Origin of the sequence: Variovorax sp. IB41 (genome assembly GCF_016405905.1) — a bacterium.
Lineage (GTDB): Bacteria > Pseudomonadota > Gammaproteobacteria > Burkholderiales > Burkholderiaceae_C > Variovorax.
In genome coordinates, this window is the sequence record NZ_JAEFCB010000011.1 from 79899 (window position 1) to 99412 (window position 19514).

Sequence of the window (19514 nt, forward strand, 5' to 3'; positions counted from 1 at the left end):
GAGCGGGAGAGGGGACAAGACCGCGTCAGCCCGCAGGCCGCGGCGTCTCGACCAGGTCGTCGTCGATGTGCGGATCGGCCGGCTGCCCGCGCAGCTTGCGCACGGTGCGCTTGATCCAGTGCTCGATGTCGTCGATGTAGGTGAACACCGCCGGCACCACCAAAAGGCTCAGCACCGTCGAGGTGATCAGCCCGCCGATCACCGCCATCGCCATCGGCGAGCGGAAGCTCGAATCGGCGGCGCCGAAGCCCACGGCGATCGGCAGCATGCCGGCGCCCATGGCGAGCGTGGTCATGATGATGGGCCGTGCGCGCTTGTGGCAGGCGTCGCGCAGCGCGTCCCAGCGGCTCATGCCGTGGTCGCGGCGCGCCACGATGGCGTACTCCACCAGCAGGATCGAGTTCTTCGTCGCGATGCCCATCAGCATGATGAGCCCGATCAGCGAGGGCATCGAGAGCGCCTTCTGCCCGATCAGGAGGCCCACGAAGGCGCCGCCCAGCGCGAGCGGCAGCGCGCACAGGATGGTCACCGGGTGCAGGAAGTCCTTGAACAGCAGCACCAGCACGATGTAGATGCACAGCACGCCCGTGAGCATCGCGAGGCCGAAGCTCGCGAAGAGCTCGGTCATCACCTCGGCGTCGCCCACCTCGGTCACCCGCACGCCGGGCGGCAGCTTCTGGATCGAGGGGAGCGCCATCACCGCGGTCTTCGCATCGCCCAGGCCCACGCTGGAGAGTTCGATCTCGAAGTTGACGTTGCGCGAGCGGTCGTAGCGGTCGATCACGGCCGGCCCGCCCTCCATGGTGAGCGAGGCCACCTGGTTGAGCATGACCGGGCCGCGCGCGCCGGGCACCGAGAGGCGCCCGAGCAGGTCGAGGTCCTTGCGCGCCGAGTCTTCCAGCTTCACCACGATCGGCACCTGCCGCTGCGCGAGGTTGAGCTTGGCGAGCGACTGGTCGTAGTCGCCCAGCGTGGCCACGCGCAGCGTCTCGGCGATGGCCGCGCTGGTCACGCCCAGGTCGGCGGCGCGCGCGAAGTCGGGGCGCACGGCGATCTCGGGGCGGATCAGGCTCGCGGTGGAGGTGATATTGCCCAGGCCCGCGATGGTGCGCAGGTCCTTCTCGACCGCGCTGGCCGCGGCGGCCAGCGCGACCGGGTCTTCGCCCGTGAGCGCCAGGATGTACTTCTCGCCCGAGCCGCCCAGGCCCACCGTGCTGCGCACGCCGGGCAGGGTTTCCAGGGCGGTGCGGATCTGGTTCTCGATCACCTGCTTTCTCGGCCGGTCGCCGCGCTCGTCCAGCTTGATGGTGAGCGTGGCCTTGCGCGTCTCGGGCGTGCCGAAGCTGGCGAACGGGTCGCCGCCCGCGCTGCCGCCGGCCACCGTGGTGTAGACGCTCTTCACGTGCGCGATCTTCATCACGCGGTTGCGCGTTTCCTCGGCGGCCGCGGTGGTCTGCGCGAGCGTGGAGCCCGGCGCGAGCGACAGGTACACCTGCGTCTGCGAGTTGTCGTCCGGCGGAATGAAGCCGGTCTTGAGCAGCGGAATCATCGCCAGCGATCCGAAGAAGAAGAGGGTGGCCATCACCATCGTCTTGAAGCGGTTGTGCGTGCTCCATTCCACGGCGCGCATGTACCAGCGCAGCCAGCCGGGCTCCTTCTCCGCGCCGACGATGGGTTTGAGGATGTACGCCGCCATCATCGGCGTGAGCACCCGCGCGACCACCAGCGAGGCGAAGACCGCGAGCGATGCCGTCCAGCCGAACTGCTTGAAGAACTTGCCGGCCACGCCGCTCATGAAGGCCGTCGGCAGGAACACCGCGATCAGCGTGAAGGTGGTGGCGATCACCGCCAGGCCGATTTCGTCGGCCGCCTCCATCGCGGCCTGGTAGGGCGTCTTGCCCATGCGCAGGTGCCGCACGATGTTCTCGACCTCCACGATCGCATCGTCCACCAATATCCCGACCACCAGCGAGAGCGCGAGCAGCGAGATCACGTTGACCGAGAAGCCCAGCAGGTACATGCCGATGAAGGCTGGAATCACCGACATCGGCAGCGCCACCGCCGAGACGAAAGTCGCGCGCCAGTCGCGCAGGAAGAGCCACACCACGATCACCGCCAGGATGGCGCCTTCGTACAAGAGGTGCAGCGAGCCGTTGTATTCCTCTTCCACCGGATCGACGAAGTTGAAGGCCTCGGTCAGCTCGATGTCGGGGCGCTGCGCGCGCATGTCGCCCAGCGCCTTCTGCACCGCGCGGCCCACTTCCACTTCGCTGGCGCCGCGGCTGCGGGCCACTTCGAAGCCCACCACCGGCTTGCCGTTGAGCAGGGCCCCCGAGCGCGGCTCGGCGATGGTGTCGCTGATGCGCGCCACCTGATCGAGCCGCACGCGGCGGCCGTCGGACAGCACGATCTGGATGTCGTTCAACTGGTCGGCCGACTGCACGGTGGCGAGCGTGCGCACCGGCTGCTCGCTGCCGCCCAGGTCGAAGCGTCCGCCCGCGCTTTCCACCTGCACCTGGCGCAGCTGGCGCGAGATGTCGCCGGCCGAGGCGCCCAGCGCCTGCAGCTTGGCCGGGTCCAGGTCGATGTGCACCTGGCGCGTGACGCCGCCCACGCGGTTCACCGCGCCCACGCCGGGCAGCGCGAGCAGCTTCTTGGTGATGTCGTTGTCCACGTACCAGCTGAGCGCCTCGGCGTCCATTTGCGAGGAGGAGATGGTGAAGGCCAGCACCGGCTGGCCCGCCAGGTCGAGCTTGGTGACCACCGGGTCGCGCACGTCCGCCGGCAGGTCGGCGCGCACGCGCTGCACCGCCGAGCGCACGTCGTCCACGGCTTCCTGCACGGGTTTCTCGAGGCGGAACTCCACGATCAGCGTGGCGGCGCCGTCCTGCACCTTGGTGGTGATGTGCTTCAGGCCCTGCACGGTGGCGATGGAGTTCTCGAGCTTGCGCGCGACGTCGGTCTCCAACTGCGAAGGCGCGGCACCGGGCAGCAACGCCGAAACCGTGACGGTCGGCAGGTCGATGTCCGGAAAGTTCTGCACCTTCATCGCGTTGAACGACAGCAGCCCACCGAAGGTGAGCAGCACGAACAGCATCACCGCCGGAATCGGGTTGCGTATGGACCAGGCGGAAACGTTCATGGCGTGTCCTTTGTGTCTTACTTGGCACCCGCGGCGGATGCCGCGGATTTGGCCGGCTGGGCCGCTGCCGCCGATGCGGCCGGCGGCGTTGCCGCCACCACGCGCACCAGGTCGCCGTCGTTCAGGAAGCCCGCGCCCTGCACGACGACCTGCGCGCCCTCGGGCAGCGCGCTGGTGACCTCGATGCGGTCGTTCAGCCGGCGGCCGACCTGCACCTTCAGCTGCTGCACGCGGTTGTCCGGCTGCAGCACGAACACGTTGTTGAAGCCGTCGCGCGGAACGATGGAGGCTTGCGGCACGGTGGGCGCAGAGGTGCGGCCCAGCTCGAAGTCGCCGCGCGCGAACATGCCGGCCTTGACGCCCGTGTTCTGCAACACCGTGGGCAGGTCGACGTAGACCAGCGCCGCGCGCGTCTGCGGATCGACCGTCGGCGCGATGCTGCGCACCTTGCCGCGCACCTGCGCGCCGCTGGCGCTGACCACGAAGGCGGGCGTGCCGACCGCGATGCGCGCGAGCTCGGCCGAGGTGACTTCGGCGCGCCATTCGAGGCGGCCCTGGCGGATCAGGCGAAAGAGCTCGGTGCCCGCCGACACCACGCTGCCCACCGTGGCGGTGCGCGCCGAAATCACACCGTCGTCCGGCGCCAGCACCTGCGTGTTGCGCCCGCGCACCTGCTGCGCGGCCAGCACCGCTTCGGCCGCCTCGACGCGCGCCTTGGCGGTCTGCTCGGTGGTCTGGTACTGGTTGATCTGCTGCTGGCTCAATGCGCCGGTGGCCTGCAGCGAGCGGGCGCGCGCGGCGTTGCCGGCGGCGTCGGCGGCCGTGGCGCGGGCCTCGGCCAGCGAGGCGCGCGACTGCGCGATGTCGGCCTGCACCGTCTCGGGCGAGAACACGGCGAGCACCTGGCCCTTCTTGACCACGTCGCCCACGTTCACCCGCACCTCGGCGAGCTTCAGGCCGTTGGACTCGGAGCCGATCACCGCCTCCTGCCAGGCGGCCACGTTGCCGTTGGCTGCGAGCGTGACGGTCAGCTCGGTGGCTTCGGGCTTGGCGACGGTGACGGTGAGCGCCGGCTTGGGCGCAGGCGCGCCGTCCTTGGCTTTGCCTGCCGCGGCCTGCTCGGCGGGCGTGCCCGAGGGCTTGCGCACGAGCCACACGGCCGCAACGACGACGATGACGAGCGCCAGCAGCGCGATGACGAGGGTGGAACGCTTCATTGTTTTCATGGTGACGTCGCAACCGTAGAGGTCGAGGAAGAGGTCATGGACGAGGACGCTGACGCTGACGCTGAAGACTCGGGCCGGTTCCAGCCACCGCCCATCGAGCGGTACAGCGAAACCCAGGCTTCGGCGCGTTCGCGCTGCAGCGTGACGCGCGCGGTCTGCGCGGTGAAGAGCGTGCGGCGCGAGTCTTCCAGCTCGAACAGGCTCGCGAGGCCGCTGCTGTAACGCGCCTGCGTGGCGTCGAAGGAGGCCTGGTAGTTCTTCACCGCGCTGTCGGCGTCGGTGGTGCGGGCTTCGGTGGCGTCGAGGTTCACGAGCGCTTCTTCCACCTCGCGCACCGCCTGCCGCACGTTCGCGCGGTAGAGCGACACGGCCTCGGTGTAGCGCGCCTTGGCCGCATCGGTGTTGGCCTTGCGGGCGCCGCCATCGAGCAGCGGCACGGTGAGCGACACCGGCCCGACCGTCCAGGTGTCCAGCGACTCGCGAAAACCGCTGGTGCGGATCTGCATGCGGCCGATGGAGCCCGAGATGCTGAGCTTGGGATAGCGCTCGGCCTCGGCCGAGCCCACGTCGGCGCTGGCCGAAGCCACGGCGAGTTCGGCGGCGTACACGTCGGGCCGTTGCGACAGCGCCTGGGCCGGCACGCTCTCGATGCCGCCCATCACCACCAGCGCGCGCTGCGTGTGCGAGACGGCGAGCTTCTGCGCGAGCGTGGGTTCGTCGATGCCGCTGAGCGCCACCAGCGCCTTGCGCTGTATCGCGCACTGGGCGCGCTGTTGCGTGAGGCGCCCCGAGGCATCGGAGGCGCTGGCGCGGGCGAGCGCCGCATCGGCCGGCGCGGTGAAGCCGGCGCGCGCCGACAGGTCGGTGAGCCGCGCGGTCTCGCTGCGCGATTTGGCGTCGGACTCGGACACGCGCAACTGCTGACGGCAGGCGCGCTCGGCGAAATAGGCGTTGGCGGTTTCGGCCGCGACGGCCACGCGCGCGTCGTGCCATTTGGCGGTGGCGCTATCGAGCTTTTGCTGGGCTGAATCGCGGTCGGCGCGCAGGCGCCCGAAGAGATCGATCTCCCACTTGGATTGCAGGCCGGCCTGCAGCGTGGTGAGCGGCGCGGTGGCTGCCGCCGCGGCGCTGCTGCTGCTCGAGGAGGACGAGCCGGTGCCGCCGCCGCTGAAGGACGAGCCCGAGACACCGCGGCTCGCCGTGCCCGTGCCGTCCAGGCTGGGCAGCAGCGCCGCGCCAGCCTGCACGCGCGTGGAGCGCGCCTCGGCCACGCGCGCCGCGGCGCTCGCGAGGTTGGGGCTGGCGGTTTCGGCCGCGGCGATCAGCTCGACCAGGAGCGGATCGTCCAGCTGGCGCCACCAGTCGGCCAGCGATGCGAGCGAGCCGCCGTGGGGCAGGGGTGCATTCCATTGCGCGGGGAACGGCGCCTGGACGCTGGCCGGCGGGCGCATCAGGCCGCAGCCCGCGAGGCCCACGCTCAGTGGGATGCAAAGGGAGGCAATCAGTCGCAGTTGTCTCATGGCTTCTTTCTCGCGGCGCGTGCGGCGGAGGGCGCAGGCGCGGTTGCGGCTTTCTCGTCGGCGGCCGCGGCCTGCCGGCGCGTGGCTTCGGCCTGCACCAGCGCCAGCGCGTAGACGGTGAGGCGGTCGGCCCAGGTGTCGATGCTGCGCGGCGTGCGCAGGAGCGACGGGCGCACGGCCTCGATGAAATCCTGGTTCACGTAGAGCTGCATCGACAGCCCCGTGATCGCGAAGGTCAGGCGGTGGATGTCGTCGTCGGCGCGCTCGAGCTTCAGGTGCCGGCACAGCAGCTCGGCGATGGCGCGGTGCGGGCCCTTGATGTCGCGTTCGATTTCCTTGGCCCACTGGCTGGTCGGCTCCAGCATCTCGCGCATGTGCAGCTGGATGCATTGCCGCACGATCTCGCCCTGTTTCAGCGGCTCGATCACCGAGGTGAAGCAGATGCGCAGCGCCGCTTCGAGCGTGAGGCCGGGCGTGCTGAAGATCGCCACCAGGTCGTCGGAGTCGCCGCCCATCGGCTCGGTGAAGCAGGCGCCGTACAGGCCGTTCTTGTCGCTGAAGTAGTAGCTGATGGCCGAGATGTTGACCCCGGCCTCGCGCGCGATTTCGCGCGTGGAGGTCTTGGCGAAGCCCTTCTGCGCGAAGAGGCGCAGCGCCGTGTGCAGGAGGCGGTGGCGCGCCTCGGCGCCGTCCGCGCGAGGTGCGCGGGGAGCGCGCGGCGGCGGCGTGGTCGTGATGGGGTCCCTCGCGTTCATGCCCGGCATTAAACCACGGTCGAAATCAAACGATTGATTTACTTAAGGGATGCTGAAGGTCTTTGTTTCCGACTTTGTTCTGGGCATTTCCGGTGTCACATCCATGCCGGATTTGCCGGGGCCGATCACAGTACGATCCGCGCATGCCTGCTGCCCCAGCCGCTCCCCCCGCCTTGCCCCTCGATGCCGAGGGCATCCTCGCGCTCGCCGCGCGCTCGATGTTTCATTTGTTCTCCAGCATCAGCCAGGGCATGTTCCTGGTGGACAGCAGCGGACGCATCGTGTGGGTGAACGAAGGCTACCGGCGCTTCCTGCCGGCGCTGGGTTTCTCGTCCATCGACCAGTTCCAGGGCCACATGGTCGAGGACGTGATCCCCAACACGCAGATGCGCCGCGTGCTCGAGACCGGCGAGCCGATCCTGGTGGACCTGCTCACGAACAAGGCGGGCACCTTCGTGGTCAGCCGCATTCCGCTGCGCGCGGAGAGCGATGGGCGCGATGGCCGTGAGGGCGGTGCGGGCGATGTGATCGGCGCCATCGGCATCGTGCTGTTCGACCAACCCGAGACCACGCTGCAACCGCTCATCAGCAAGTTCGCGCTGCTGCAGCGCGACCTGGACGACGCGCGGCGCGAGCTCGCGAGCCAGCGCAACAACCCGCTGTACCAGCACGCGCCCGATGGGCAGCGGCGCTCCAAATACACCTTCGCGAGCTTCATCGGCAGCAGCCCCGCAGCGGTGGAGGTCAAGCGCCATGCGCGCCGCGCGGCGCAATCCACCAGCCCGGTGCTGCTGCTGGGCGAGACGGGCACCGGCAAGGAGCTGCTCGCGCACGCCATTCACGCATCCTCGGCGCGCGCCAAGGGCCTGTTCGTCAGCGTCAACATCGCGGCCGTGCCCGACACGCTGCTCGAAGCCGAGTTCTTCGGCTTTGCACCCGGTGCCTTCACCGGCGCCGACAGGCGAGGGCGCGAAGGCAAGTTCAAGCTGGCCGATGGCGGCAGCCTCTTCCTCGACGAGATCGGCGACATGCCGCTCGGCCTGCAGGCCAAGCTGCTGCGCGCGCTGCAAGAGGGCGAGATCGAGCCGCTCGGCTCCAACAAGCTCGTGCCCTTCGATGCGCGCGTGATCGCCGCGACCTCGCGCGACCTGCCCGAGCTGGTGCGGCGCGGCCTGTTCCGGGAAGACCTTTACTACCGCCTCAACGTGCTGCCATTGCGCGTGCCGCCGCTGCGCGAACGGCGCAGCGACATCCCCGCGCTGGTCGAGGCGCTCGGCGAAGACATGGCGCTGCGCAGCGGCGAAGCGCCGCCCGAGCTCACCCCCGATGCACTCGCACTGCTCGCGGGCCAGCACTGGCGCGGCAACATCCGCGAACTGCGCAACGTGCTGGAGCAGGTGACCATGCGCAGCGATTCGCAGCGCATCGATGCCGTGCAACTCGAGCGCATCCTGCGCGAAGCGGGGCTCGAGCAGATCGAGCTGCCCGACCTGTCGCATGCGGGCGGCGATGAAGAAGCCGCGCTGCTGCGGCCGCTCGCGCAGCAGGTCGCAGAGCTGGAGCGCAAGGCCATCGCAGCGGCCATGGCCAGCACGGGCGGCAACAAGCTCGCGACCTCGCGGCTGCTCGGCATTTCGCGCGCGACTCTGTACGAGCGCATGACGAACCAGGAGCGGTGAGCTCCGATCGGCAACCACCATGAGGAAGAGGATTCGATGAAGGGTCTGTTCGCGAAGTTGAAAGATGCGCTGGTGAAGCCCGCGGCGCCGGTAGAGCAACCAGATGCAAACCCGCAGGAGGGGATGCTGGTCAACGCCTATTGCACCTGCGCCGAGGTTCCGGAACTTCAATTCGCGCACACGATGGTGGCGCGCCGCGATCTCTCCGATCCCGAGCTCGCCACGCACCTCGAAGGCTTCGTCGGCTACGTGCTGAGCCGGGGCAACGGCGAGATGACGCGCAACCGCTATCACGTGATGCGCCACATCCAGCGGGTGCAGCAGCACCTGAGCCTCGTCGTCGAGGACGCGCAGCTCGATGCGTTCGCCGACTGGGCCGTGCAGGCCAACGCGATCCTGTTCATGCGCGATGGCGGCATCCGCGATCCCCACGGCGTGGTCTTGCTGTCCGCGGGCGGCGAGGAGGGCGATGGACGCGCTGCGATTCCCTATCCACCGCAGGCATGGGAGAGAAAGGCGCGCACGGAAGCGCTTCTCTCGGACAAGCAGATGCCGCCGCCCCAGCATCTGCCGCCGCTCATCTCGGAGCCCGAGCTGCGATTGCGCACGACGCAGGAGATCGCGGGCAGGGCCTTCGCGCTGCTGGCCATGGCAGTCCGGGCCGAGTCGGTGGCCGCCAAGGATCCGCTCTCCGCCGAATCCCTGTTCGAAAGCCTGCCGTCCGCGCGGGCCCATCTGACGCCGAAGGAGCAGGCCTTTCTGCTGCAAGAGGCGCCATCGGAATCGGAGGTCGCGCAGTTCGCCTGGCGCTATGAATGCGTGTTCCTCCTGGAATGGGCCATGGGCCTGGTGGACGAACTGCCGTTTCCCTCGGCCATCTGCGACGTGCCGTTGACGACCCGCCTCCTGCTGGACGCGCACGACGAGCAAGGCCTGATGCGCGCGATGCGCATGCGGACGGACAGCGAGATCCTCGACGCGCTCGACCTGCACTACCGGCTCCACTGGCTCACGCGCCAGGCCGAGCTCAAGGAACAGGCCGTGCCGGCGGGGCTCGATGCCGGCGTGATCCTGGAGCGCCACCGGGTGCTGAACTGGCTGGTCCGCTTCGAGAACAAGGAATGGGATGAAGTCGATACGCCGACCTGACTGCGCCATGAGGGCCGCACCATGAGCGTCCGAGCCCTGCGTTCCACCTTCGGCCCCAACTGCCACTGGTGCGGCCTTCCCATGGACTTCGACGAGCCGCACGGCCGGCCCGAGTCCGCGACCATCGAGCACCTCGTCGACTCGACGCTGGGCGGCGTGCGCAACCAGAAGCACCGGCGCCTCGCCCACGCCATCTGCAACCACACGCGCAACGAATTCCGCATGCAGGCCGAACGCGAATTCCAGCGCTGGATCGCGGTGCGCCAGGCTTCTGGGAAACCCTGACTGATAAAAAGACAGTTGCCTGAAATTCAGACGCGACAAGTGTTCTGAAATCAGGCGCCAAGGGCTTCTTCCCAATGAAGAAACCTTTGTTATCAACGACTTGGTCGTGTGGCACGAACTGTGCAATATTCAGTCACCACTTTCAGGAGACATAACGATGATCCGTCGCCACCTCGTCGCGCTGGCCGCGCTTTCCGCCTGCGCCGCCGCCGCGCCCGCCTGGGCCCAGTCCAACGAAATCCGCATCGCCCACATCTACAGCAAGACCGGCGCGCTGGAGGCCTACGGCAAGCAGACGCAGACCGGCTTCATGATGGGCCTGGATTACGCCACCGGCGGCACGATGGCCATCAACGGCAAGAAGCTCGTGGTCATCGAGAAGGACGACCAAGGCAAGCCCGACCTGGGCAAATCGCTGCTGGCCGCCGCGTACTCCGACGACAAGGCCGCGCTGGCCGTCGGCCCGACCGCTTCGGGCGTCGCGCTCGCGATGCTGCCGGTGGCCGAGGAGTACAAGAAGATCCTGCTGGTCGAGCCCGCCGTGGCCGACTCGATCACCGGCGACAAGTGGAACAAGTACATCTTCCGCACCGGCCGCAATTCGAGCCAGGACGCGATCTCCAACGCGGTCGCGGTCGACAAGGCCGGCGTCACCGTCGCCACGCTCGCGCAGGACAACGCCTTCGGCCGCGACGGCGTGAAGGCCTTCGGCGCCGCGCTCAAGAAGGCCAAGCTGGTGCACGAGGAGTACCTGCCGCCCGCGACCACCGACTTCACCGCCGGCGCGCAGCGCCTGATCGACAAGCTCAAAGACCAGCCGGGCCGCAAGATCATCTGGATCGTCTGGGCCGGCGCGGGCAATCCGTTCAAGATCGTCGACCTGGACCTCAAGCGCTACAACATCGAGATCGCCACCGGCGGCAACATCCTGCCGGCCATGGCCGCGTACAAGGCGCTGCCGGGCATGGAGGGCGCGGCGTACTACTACTTCGGCATCCCGAAGAACCCGGTGAACGAGGCGATGGTCTCGGCGCACTACAAGCAGTTCAAGACGCCGCCGGACTTCTTCACGGCCGGCGGCTTCTCGGCCGCGATGGCGGTGGTGACGGCGCTGAAGAAGACGGGCGGCGACACCAACACCAACAAGCTCATCAGCACCATGGAAGGCATGAGCTTCGACACGCCCAAGGGCAAGATGACCTTCCGCAAGGAAGACCACCAGGCGATGCAGTCGATGTACCACTTCAAGATCAAGGTCGACCCGGCGTTCGCCTGGGGCGTGCCCGAGCTCGTGCACGAGATCAAGCCCGAAGAGATGGACATCCCGATCAAGAACAAGCGCTGATCGACACGGCGCCGATCGCCCCCTGACCGCGCGGCGCGCAAGAAGCGCCGCTCCCATTTCGCCCCGGATGGCCGCCGGGCGAAGCGCCAGCCTGCGTGCGCGCAAGCCGGTGCGTTTCCACGGCCGATTCGTCAGTCTGCAAGCAAGCGTTCGATACCCACAACACAAGGAGACAGCGATGCAAGCGATGAGAAGGAACTGGAAGGGACTGGCCGCGGCAGCGGCAATGACGGTGGCGGCGCATGCCGCGGTGGCGGCGGTGCCGCTGCCTGCGCTCAAAGCCAATCCGGCGGAGGTGAGCGTCTCGGGCCTGTCGGCCGGCGGCTTCATGGCGGTGCAACTGCACGTGGCCTATTCGGCCACCTTCAAGCGCGGCGCCGGCATCGTGGCCGGCGGTCCGTACTACTGCGCCGAAGGCTCGGTGCTCAACGCCACGGGGCGCTGCATGACGCACAGCACCGCCATCCCGGTGTCCACGCTCGTGAGCACCACCAACAGCTGGGCCGCGAGCGGCGCGATCGATGCGGTCTCCAACATGACGGGCTCCAGGGTCTACATGTTCTCCGGCACCTCGGACAACACCGTCAAGCAGGCGGTGATGAACGACCTGAAGACCTACTACCAGAGCTTCGTGCCGGCCGCCAACACGGTCTACAAGAACAACCTGGGCGCGGGCCACGCGATGGTCACCGACGACTACGGCGCGGCCTGCAGCACCACCGCCACGCCCTACATCAACAACTGCGGCTTCGACCTCGCGGGCGAGATCCTCACGCACCTGTACGGCCCGCTGAATGCGCGCAACAACGGCACGCTGGGCGGCACCTTCACCGAGTTCAACCAGGGCGAATTCGCCGGCGGCTCGGGCATGGCCGCCACCGGCTGGCTCTACACGCCCGCGGCTTGCGCGGCCGGCAGCGGCAACAGCTGCCGCGTGCACCTGGTGCTGCACGGCTGCAAGCAGAACTACACGGACGTCGGCGACCAGTACGTGAAGAAGACCGGCTACAACCGTTGGGCCGACACCAACAACATCATCCTTCTCTACCCGCAGACCAGCACCGCCGCGACCAACAGCTGCTGGGACTGGTGGGGCTACGGCAGCGTCAACTACGCCAAGAAGTCCGGCCCGCAAATGGCGGCGCTAAAGGCCATGATCGACCGCGTCAGCGGCTCGGGCGGCGGCTCGTCGCTGCCGGCACCGACCGGCGTGGGCACCTCGGGCGCGACCAGCAGCAGCATGGTGATCGGCTGGGCGGGCGTCACTGGTGCGAGCGGCTACAACGTGTACCGCGGCGGCAGCAAGGTCAACGCCGCGCCGGTCGCCGGCACCAACTACACCGACACGGGCCTGGCCGCATCCACCACCTACAGCTGGACCGTCGCGGCGCTGGACGCGAGCAGCGCGGAGGGCGCGATGTCGACGGCTGCCACCGGCACCACCACCTCGGGCGGCACCGGCGGCACCTGCTACACCGCGAGCAACTATGCGCACACGATGGCCGGTCGCGCCTATGCGTTGTGGGGTCTGACGTATGCCTACGGCTCGGCGCAGGCCATGGGCTTGTGGAACATCTACGTCACCACCACGCTGAAGCAGACCGGCCCGAACTACTACGTGATCGGCACCTGTTGAGGCCGATCGAGATCGACACTCTTTTCTTTTCGCAATGACCAACGATGCTTGAGACCCGAGACCTGACCATCCGCTTCGGGGGACACGTGGCCGTCAACAGCGTGAGCTGCGCTTTTGCGCCGGGCACGCTGACGGCCATCGTCGGCCCCAACGGGGCGGGCAAGACCACCTACTTCAACCTGATCTCGGGGCAGCTCAAGGCGAGCGCCGGCACGGTGTCGCTCGACGGGCAATCGCTCTCGGGCCTCGCGCCGTCCGCGCGCACGCACGCGGGGCTGGGGCGGGCCTTCCAGCTCACCAACCTCTTTCCCAACCTCACGGTGCTGGAGAACGTGCGCCTGGCGGTGCAGGCCACGCGCGAGGGGGCGCATCGGCGGGGCCTGAACCTCTGGAGCATCTGGAGCGACCACAAGGCGCTGACCGAACGCGCGGACCAGATCCTCGCGGACGTGGCGCTGAAATCGCGCGAGCACGCGACGGTCGCGAGCCTGCCGCACGGCGACCAGCGCAAGCTCGAGGTGGCGCTGCTCATGGCGCTGGAGCCCAAGGTCTTCATGTTCGACGAACCCACGGCCGGCATGAACGCGGCCGAGGCGCCGGTCATCCTCGATCTGATCCGCAAGTTGAAGCAGGACAAGACCAAGACCATCCTGCTGGTCGAGCACAAGATGGACGTGGTGCGCGAGCTCGCGGACCGCATCATCGTGCTGCACAACGGCACGCTGGTGGCCGATGGCGAACCGGCCGAGGTGATCGCCTCGCCGGTGGTGCAGGAGGCCTACCTGGGCATCGCAAAGGAGGCTGCATGAGCTCGAATCTCTTGACGCTCGAAGGCGTTCAGACGCACATCGGGGCGTACCACATCCTGCACGGCGTGGACCTCGCCGTGCCCCGCGGCCAGCTCACCATGCTGCTGGGCCGCAACGGCGCGGGCAAGACGACCACGCTGCGAACCATCATGGGCCTGTGGCACGCCTCCGAGGGCCGGGTGCGTTTCGCCGACAAGGACATCACAGCGCTGCAGACGCCCCAGATCGCGGGCCTGGGCATCGCCTACGTGCCCGAGAACATGGGCATCTTCTCCGACCTCACCGTGAAGGAGAACATGTTGCTCGCGGCACGCGGCGCCAAGAACGCTGCGCAGATCGACGACACGCGTCTGAAGTGGATCTTCAAGCTCTTCCCCGCAGTGGAGAAGTTCTGGAACCATCCGGCCGGCAAGCTCTCGGGCGGGCAGAAGCAGATGCTGGCCGTCTCGCGCGCCATCGTGGAGCCGCGCGAGCTGCTCCTGATCGACGAGCCGAGCAAGGGCCTCGCGCCCGTGATGATCAACAACATGATCGACGCGTTCGCCGAGCTCAAGCGAAGCGGCGTGACGATCCTGCTGGTGGAGCAGAACATCAACTTCGCCCAGCGCCTGGGCGACAACGTCGCGGTGATGGACAACGGCCGCGTGGTGCACAGCGGCTCGATGGCGGCGTTCTCCGCCGATGCGCAACTGCAGCAATCGCTGCTCGGACTGGCTCTATGAAACTCGACTTCGACTGGAAGCCGCTGCTTCTGGCCCCCATCCTCGCGCTCGTCGCGCTGCCGCTCACGGGCTCCTTCTCGACCTGGCTCACGCTCACGGTCGCGGGCCTGGCGATGGGCATGATCATCTTCATCATCGCCTCGGGCCTCACGCTGGTGTTCGGCCTCATGGACGTGCTGAACTTCGGCCACGGCGTGTTCATCGCGCTGGGCGCCTTCGTGGCGAGCAGCGTGCTGGGCCTCATGGGCGACTGGACCGGCTCGCAGGAACTGTGGCGCAACCTGGTTGCGGTATTCCCCGCGATGCTGGTCGCGATGGCCGTCGCGGGCGCGGTCGGCTTTGCGTTCGAGCGCTTCATCGTGCGGCCCGTCTACGGCCAGCATCTGAAGCAGATCCTCATCACGATGGGCGGCATGATCATCGGCGAGGAGCTCATCAAGGTGATCTGGGGCCCGGCGCAGGTGCCGCTGCCCTTGCCCGAGGCACTGCGCGGATCGCTGCTGGTCGGTGATGCGGCGATCAGCAAGTACCGGCTGCTCGCGGTGGCCGTGGGCATCGTGGTGTTCGGCGTTCTCGCATGGACGCTCGGCCGCACGAAGATCGGCCTCCTGATCCGCGCCGGCGTGCAGGACCGCGAGATGGTCGAGTCGCTCGGCTACCGCATCGGCCGGCTCTTCGTCGGCGTGTTCGTGGTGGGCAGCGCGCTCGCGGGGCTGGGCGGCGTGATGTGGGGGCTCTTCCAGCAGAACCTCGTGCCGCAGATGGGCGCGCAGGTCAACGTGCTGATCTTCATCGTCATCATCATCGGCGGGCTCGGCTCGACGGGCGGGGCGCTCATCGGCGCGCTGCTCGTGGGGCTCATGACCAACTACATCGGCTTCCTGCTGCCCACGGTCACGCAGTTCGCGAGCATCTTCCTGATGGTGGCGGTGCTGCTGTGGCGGCCGCAGGGCGTGTACCCCGTGGCGAACCGTTGAGGAAGAAGACACCATGTTCCTCCAACGACTTCTCTCCAACGACATGCCGCGCAGCCGCCTGCTGGCGCTGCTGCTGGTGGCGCTGTTCATCGCGCTGGCGTTCGCGCCGTTCATCTTCCCGGGCGTGAAGGCGCTCAGCGTCGCGGCCAAGATCCTGGTGTTCGTGGTGCTGGTCGCGAGCTTCGATCTGCTGCTGGGCTACACGGGCATCGTGAGCTTCGCGCACACGATGTTCTTCGGCATCGGTGCGTATGGCATCGCCATCTCGGCCTCGCGGCTCGGGCCCAACTGGGGCGCGGTGCTCGTGGGGCTGGGCGCATCGCTCGCGATCTCGCTGGTGCTCTCGTTCGCCATCGGGCTGTTTTCGCTGCGGGTGCGCGCGATCTTCTTCGCGATGATCACGCTGGCCGTGGCCTCGGCGTTCCAGACGCTGGCCTCGCAGCTGTCGGACTTCACCGGCGGCGAGGACGGCCTCACGTTCAAGCTGCCCGAGCTGATCTCGCCGAGCTTCGAGTTTGCCGAGGAGCCGTTCCTCGGCGTCTCGCTCGACGGCCGGCTGCTCTGCTACTACCTCTTGTTCGTCGCGGCGGTGGTGCTGGTGCTCGCGCTGCTGCGCATCGTGAATTCGCCCTTCGGCCGCGTGCTGCAGGCGATCCGCGAGAACGAGTTCCGTGCCGAGGCCATCGGCTACCGCGTGGTGGTGTACCGCACGACGGCTGCGGTGCTGTCGGCGCTGTTCGCCACGCTGGCCGGCGCGATGCTCGCGATCTGGCTGCGCTACAACGGACCGGACACCTCGCTGAGCTTCGAGATCATGATCGACGTGCTGCTGATCGTGGTGATCGGCGGCATGGGCACCATCTACGGCGCGGCCATCGGCGCGGTGCTGTTCGTGGTGGCGCAGAGCTATCTGCAGGACCTGCTTCGACTGGGCAGCGAAGCCGCGAGCGGCCTGCCGTGGCTCGCGGCGCTGCTGTCGCCCGACCGCTGGCTGCTGTGGCTCGGTGTGCTGTTCGTGCTGTCGGTGTATTACTTCCCGACCGGCATCGTCGGCAAGCTGCGGGCGAGGGCGGCACGATGAGCGCGCCCCTCATTCCCACATCGCATTACGCGGAACTTGTCGGCCGCGAGATCCACTGGCTCGAATGGGGCGCACCCGATGCGCCGGTGGTCATCGCCTGGCACGGGCTCGCGCGCACCGGCCGCGACATGGACGAGCTCGCGCAGCACTTCGCCTCGCGCGGTTTTCGCGTGATCTGCCCCGACACCATCGGCCGGGGCCTCAGCCAATGGAGCCCGCTGCCCGACGAGGAGTACCAGCTCTCTTTCTACGCGCGGCTGGCCAACGCGCTGTGCGACGAACTGCGCCTGGGCCGCGTGCACTGGGTGGGCACCTCGATGGGCGGCGCAATCGGCATGGTCTGCGCCTCGGGCCTGTTCGAGCCGCGCATGAAGGCGCGCATCGCGAGCCTCACGCTCAACGACAACGCACCGCAACTCGCGCAGGCGGCCATCGATCGCATCCGCGCCTATGCGGGGCAGCCGCCTTCGTTCGACACGGTGGCGGAGCTCGAAGCTTTTTTCCGCACCGTCTACAAGCCCTACGGGTGGCTGAGCGACGCGCAGTGGCGGCGCCTGACCGAAAGCTCGACCCGCCGCCTGCCCGACGGCCGCGTGACGCCGCACTACGACCCGGCCATGGTCCAGCAGTTCAGCGCGCACGACAACGATTACCTCATCTGGCCGCACTACGACGCGATCGAGGTGCCGGTGCTGTGCCTGCGCGGCGCCGAGTCGGACCTGGTGCTGCCCGAGGTGGTCCAGGAGATGCGGCATCGCGGACCGGGCGCCCACGGGCGGCTGCAGGTCATCGAAATCCAGGGGTGCGGCCACGCGCCCGCGCTCAACGTGCCCGAACAACTGGCGCCCATCGAGGGGTTTATCCGCGCCGCCGGTCGCTGAACGCGCGGCGGCATCACAATCGCCGCGGCTTCAACCACTACAAGGCTCACCTCACCATGGCGCTCTCGATGTACGACATTTCGGTCCCGGTCTTCACCCGCGGACTCGGCCAGCTCATCCACCTGTTCGACAAGAGCCTGGCGCACGCCAAGGCCAATGGCATCGACACCGCGACGCTGGTCGATGCGCGCCTCGCGCCCGACATGCTCACGCTGGCCGGCCAGGTGCAGCGCGCGAGCGATGCTTGCAAGCTCGGCGCGGCGCGCATCGCGGGCATCACGGCGCCCAGCTTCCCCGACGAGGAAAAGACCTGGGACGACCTCGTGGCCCGCATCCACAAGACGCAGGACTTTCTCGCGACCGTGGACCGCGCGCTCATCGACGGCCAGGAAGAGCGCCCCGTGACCATCAAGACCCGCGAGGGCGAGGCGACCTTCACCGCGCAGCGCTACCTGCTGCAGTTCGCGCTGCCCAACTTCTTCTTCCACGTGACCACCGCCTACGACGTGCTGCGCCACAGCGGCATGCCGATCGGCAAGCTCGATTACCTCGGCAAGTTCTGAACGCCGTTCGTCACGGCTTCGCGACAAACTTCAAATTGCCGTGACACATGCGCGCCGGCCCGGCGCGCGCCCAACAATCGCGCCAGACCGCTGTCGGTCTGACACGAACGGGGTTGCGATCATGGGCAAATTGCTGTCGAGAAGGGCGTTTTCAGGACTCGGTGCGGGCGTGGCCGCGGCCGCCTGCTGGCCGATGCAGGGTGCGCTCGCCGCATCGCCGGGCCTCAAGGACTACGGCCGCGCGCCCGAGTTCGGGGGCATCGAGAAGTGGCTCAACTCGGGGCCGCTCACGATGCAGGGTCTCGCGGGCAAGGTGGTGCTGGTCGACTTCTGGACCTACACCTGCATCAACTGCATCCGCACCTTGCCGCACGTGGTGCGCTGGTACGAGACCTACAAGGACCAGGGCTTCGTCGTCGTGGGCGTGCACTCGCCGGAGTTCGCCTACGAGCGGTCGACGCGCAACGTGCAGGACGCGATCGAGCGCTTCAACATCCGCTACCCGGTGGCGCAGGACAACGGCTTCACCACCTGGAAGGCCTACAACAACCAGTACTGGCCGGCGTTCTACCTGGTCGATGCCAAGGGGCAGGTGATGCGCCAGCACTTCGGCGAGGGCGAGTACGCCGAGATGGAGGCGGCGATCCAGGCGCTGTTGGCCCGCAAGGCCGCGGGCTGAACTACCTGGTCGGCCAGCCAGCGAGGTTGCGCTCGGCGATGCCTGCGAGCGCGGTGATCCACGCGGGGCTGTCGTTCAGGCACGGGATGTAGTTGAACGCCTGGCCGCCCGCATGCAGGAAGGCCTCGCGGCCTTCCATGGCGATCTCTTCGAGCGTCTCCAGGCAGTCGGCCGGGAAGCCCGGGCACACCACATCGACGCGCTTGACGCCCTTTGCGCCGAGTTCGCGCAGCGTCGGTTCGGTGTAGGGCTCGAGCCACTTGGCGCGGCCGAAGCGCGACTGGAAGGTGACGCGGTACTGCGCATCGGAAAGGCCGAGCCGCGCCACGAGCAGGCGGGCGGTTTCGAGGCACTGCGCCTGGTACGGATCGCCGAGCGCGATGTTGCGCGCGGGGATGCCATGGAAGCTCATCAGCAGCAGCTCGCCGCGGCCCTCGCTCTTCCAGTGGCGCTCGATGCCCTGCGCGAGCGCGTCGATGTAGGCGGGGTCGTCGTGGTACTGGTTGACGAAGCGGAACTCGGGAATGCGGCGTTGCCTGCGGCTCCAGTCGTTCACCGCATCGATCACGCTCGCGGTGGTGGTGGCCGAGTACTGCGGATAGGCCTGCAGCACCAGCACGCGCGTGGCGCCTTCGGCCTGCAGCGCATCCAGGCGCGAGGCGATCGACGGGTTGGCGTAGCGCATCGCGTCGCGCACCGTCACGCGGTGGCCGCGTTCGCCGAGCCAGCCGGCCAGGAGCTTCGCCTGCTTCTCGGTCCACACCTTCAGCGGCGAGCCTTCGGGCATCCAGATGCTCGCGTATTTGGCGGCCGACTTGGCCGGCCGGGTGCGCAGGATGATGCCGTGCAGGATCAGTGCCCAGAGCACCTTTGGAATCTCGACCACGCGCGGGTCGCCCAGGAAGTCGGCGAGGTAGGGGCGGACGGCGGCGGCGGTGGGGGCGTCGGGGGAGCCGAGGTTGCACCAGAGCACGGCGGTGCGGTCATTGGCGGAACTGGTGTTCGTGGCCGCGTTGGTCGAGGCATTCGTCGGGGCAATCGTCGGGGCTTGAGGCATGCGATATT

The 19514-nt window shown here is 68.2% G+C and carries 17 protein-coding genes; 12 read left to right on the forward strand and 5 right to left on the reverse strand.

Going from position 1 to position 19514, the window contains the following annotated elements; translation table 11 throughout:
* Window positions 1-25 precede the first annotated feature (25 nt).
* Genes JC881_RS19995 through JC881_RS20010 form a run of 4 tightly spaced genes read right to left on the reverse strand, consistent with a single transcriptional unit; the run spans window position 26 to window position 6652 of the window.
* Window positions 26-3142, reverse strand: a complete 3117-nt coding sequence (locus tag JC881_RS19995; protein ID WP_198787449.1) for an efflux RND transporter permease subunit — start codon at window positions 3140-3142, stop codon at window positions 26-28.
* 17 nt (window positions 3143-3159) lie between these two features.
* Window positions 3160-4368, reverse strand: coding sequence for an efflux RND transporter periplasmic adaptor subunit (locus JC881_RS20000; protein WP_198787450.1), 1209 nt, complete (start codon window positions 4366-4368; stop codon window positions 3160-3162).
* The gene (locus JC881_RS20005) at window positions 4365-5888 is read right to left on the reverse strand and encodes an efflux transporter outer membrane subunit (RefSeq protein ID WP_198787451.1); all 1524 of its coding nucleotides are present in this window, start codon (window positions 5886-5888) and stop codon (window positions 4365-4367) included. Before JC881_RS20005 ends, JC881_RS20000 begins: the two co-directional genes overlap by 4 nt.
* The gene (locus tag JC881_RS20010) at window positions 5885-6652 is read right to left on the reverse strand and encodes a CerR family C-terminal domain-containing protein (protein WP_198787452.1); all 768 of its coding nucleotides are present in this window, start codon (window positions 6650-6652) and stop codon (window positions 5885-5887) included. Before JC881_RS20010 ends, JC881_RS20005 begins: the two co-directional genes overlap by 4 nt.
* 134 nt (window positions 6653-6786) lie before the next feature.
* On the opposite strand from JC881_RS20010, the gene JC881_RS20015 reads away from it, so the two are divergent.
* The 12 genes from JC881_RS20015 to JC881_RS20070 all read left to right on the forward strand — a co-directional run bounded on the left by JC881_RS20015 (window position 6787) and on the right by JC881_RS20070 (window position 18449).
* Complete coding sequence (locus JC881_RS20015; RefSeq protein ID WP_198787453.1) at window positions 6787-8322, forward strand: sigma-54 interaction domain-containing protein; 1536 nt, start codon at window positions 6787-6789, stop codon at window positions 8320-8322.
* A gap of 36 nt (window positions 8323-8358) precedes the next feature.
* The gene (locus tag JC881_RS20020) at window positions 8359-9471 is read left to right on the forward strand and encodes a DUF4272 domain-containing protein (RefSeq protein ID WP_198787454.1); all 1113 of its coding nucleotides are present in this window, start codon (window positions 8359-8361) and stop codon (window positions 9469-9471) included.
* Window positions 9472-9492: 21 nt separating this feature from the next.
* The gene (locus JC881_RS20025) at window positions 9493-9756 is read left to right on the forward strand and encodes a hypothetical protein (protein ID WP_176657944.1); all 264 of its coding nucleotides are present in this window, start codon (window positions 9493-9495) and stop codon (window positions 9754-9756) included.
* A 157-nt stretch (window positions 9757-9913) separates the two neighbouring features.
* A complete protein-coding gene (locus JC881_RS20030; RefSeq protein WP_198787455.1) occupies window positions 9914-11101 on the forward strand; it encodes a substrate-binding domain-containing protein in 1188 nt (395 codons plus the stop codon).
* Window positions 11102-11279: 178 nt separating this feature from the next.
* Window positions 11280-12737 (forward strand): extracellular catalytic domain type 2 short-chain-length polyhydroxyalkanoate depolymerase, encoded by a 1458-nt coding sequence (locus JC881_RS20035; RefSeq protein WP_198787456.1) that lies wholly within the window; start codon window positions 11280-11282, stop codon window positions 12735-12737.
* A 44-nt stretch (window positions 12738-12781) separates the two neighbouring features.
* Window positions 12782-13546, forward strand: a complete 765-nt coding sequence (locus JC881_RS20040) for an ABC transporter ATP-binding protein (protein WP_198787457.1) — start codon at window positions 12782-12784, stop codon at window positions 13544-13546.
* Window positions 13543-14268, forward strand: coding sequence for an ABC transporter ATP-binding protein (locus JC881_RS20045; RefSeq protein ID WP_198787458.1), 726 nt, complete (start codon window positions 13543-13545; stop codon window positions 14266-14268). Before JC881_RS20040 ends, JC881_RS20045 begins: the two co-directional genes overlap by 4 nt.
* Window positions 14265-15245: a branched-chain amino acid ABC transporter permease gene (locus tag JC881_RS20050; protein WP_198787459.1), complete on the forward strand. Its 981-nt coding sequence runs from the start codon at window positions 14265-14267 to the stop codon at window positions 15243-15245. Before JC881_RS20045 ends, JC881_RS20050 begins: the two co-directional genes overlap by 4 nt.
* A gap of 13 nt (window positions 15246-15258) precedes the next feature.
* Complete coding sequence (locus tag JC881_RS20055) at window positions 15259-16326, forward strand: branched-chain amino acid ABC transporter permease (RefSeq protein WP_198787460.1); 1068 nt, start codon at window positions 15259-15261, stop codon at window positions 16324-16326.
* A complete protein-coding gene (locus JC881_RS20060; RefSeq protein ID WP_198787461.1) occupies window positions 16323-17207 on the forward strand; it encodes an alpha/beta fold hydrolase in 885 nt (294 codons plus the stop codon). Before JC881_RS20055 ends, JC881_RS20060 begins: the two co-directional genes overlap by 4 nt.
* A 56-nt stretch (window positions 17208-17263) precedes the next feature.
* Complete coding sequence (locus JC881_RS20065) at window positions 17264-17770, forward strand: DUF1993 domain-containing protein (protein ID WP_198787462.1); 507 nt, start codon at window positions 17264-17266, stop codon at window positions 17768-17770.
* A 121-nt stretch (window positions 17771-17891) separates the two neighbouring features.
* On the forward strand, window positions 17892-18449 hold the full coding sequence (locus JC881_RS20070; protein WP_198787463.1) for a thioredoxin family protein: 558 nt from the start codon (window positions 17892-17894) through the stop codon (window positions 18447-18449).
* Between the two features lies 1 nt (window position 18450).
* Here the strand turns inward: JC881_RS20070 and hemH are convergent, their stop codons facing one another.
* The gene (hemH, locus tag JC881_RS20075; RefSeq protein WP_233101920.1) at window positions 18451-19506 is read right to left on the reverse strand and encodes a ferrochelatase; all 1056 of its coding nucleotides are present in this window, start codon (window positions 19504-19506) and stop codon (window positions 18451-18453) included.
* Window positions 19507-19514: the final 8 nt, after the last annotated feature.

Excerpts from the sequence above, each read along its gene's own strand:
- JC881_RS19995 (WP_198787449.1), bottom strand. The coding sequence starts at position 3,142 with ATGAACGTTTCCGCCTGGTCCATACGCAACCCGATTCCGGCGGTGATG.
- JC881_RS20000 (WP_198787450.1), bottom strand. The coding sequence starts at position 4,368 with ATGAAAACAATGAAGCGTTCCACCCTCGTCATCGCGCTGCTGGCGCTC.
- JC881_RS20005 (WP_198787451.1), bottom strand. The coding sequence starts at position 5,888 with ATGAGACAACTGCGACTGATTGCCTCCCTTTGCATCCCACTGAGCGTG.
- JC881_RS20010 (WP_198787452.1), bottom strand. The coding sequence starts at position 6,652 with ATGCCGGGCATGAACGCGAGGGACCCCATCACGACCACGCCGCCGCCG.
- JC881_RS20015 (WP_198787453.1), top strand. The coding sequence starts at position 6,787 with ATGCCTGCTGCCCCAGCCGCTCCCCCCGCCTTGCCCCTCGATGCCGAG.
- JC881_RS20020 (WP_198787454.1), top strand. The coding sequence starts at position 8,359 with ATGAAGGGTCTGTTCGCGAAGTTGAAAGATGCGCTGGTGAAGCCCGCG.
- JC881_RS20025 (WP_176657944.1), top strand. The coding sequence starts at position 9,493 with ATGAGCGTCCGAGCCCTGCGTTCCACCTTCGGCCCCAACTGCCACTGG.
- JC881_RS20030 (WP_198787455.1), top strand. The coding sequence starts at position 9,914 with ATGATCCGTCGCCACCTCGTCGCGCTGGCCGCGCTTTCCGCCTGCGCC.
- JC881_RS20035 (WP_198787456.1), top strand. The coding sequence starts at position 11,280 with ATGCAAGCGATGAGAAGGAACTGGAAGGGACTGGCCGCGGCAGCGGCA.
- JC881_RS20040 (WP_198787457.1), top strand. The coding sequence starts at position 12,782 with ATGCTTGAGACCCGAGACCTGACCATCCGCTTCGGGGGACACGTGGCC.
- JC881_RS20045 (WP_198787458.1), top strand. The coding sequence starts at position 13,543 with ATGAGCTCGAATCTCTTGACGCTCGAAGGCGTTCAGACGCACATCGGG.
- JC881_RS20050 (WP_198787459.1), top strand. The coding sequence starts at position 14,265 with ATGAAACTCGACTTCGACTGGAAGCCGCTGCTTCTGGCCCCCATCCTC.
- JC881_RS20055 (WP_198787460.1), top strand. The coding sequence starts at position 15,259 with ATGTTCCTCCAACGACTTCTCTCCAACGACATGCCGCGCAGCCGCCTG.
- JC881_RS20060 (WP_198787461.1), top strand. The coding sequence starts at position 16,323 with ATGAGCGCGCCCCTCATTCCCACATCGCATTACGCGGAACTTGTCGGC.
- JC881_RS20065 (WP_198787462.1), top strand. The coding sequence starts at position 17,264 with ATGGCGCTCTCGATGTACGACATTTCGGTCCCGGTCTTCACCCGCGGA.
- JC881_RS20070 (WP_198787463.1), top strand. The coding sequence starts at position 17,892 with ATGGGCAAATTGCTGTCGAGAAGGGCGTTTTCAGGACTCGGTGCGGGC.
- hemH (WP_233101920.1), bottom strand. The coding sequence starts at position 19,506 with ATGCCTCAAGCCCCGACGATTGCCCCGACGAATGCCTCGACCAACGCG.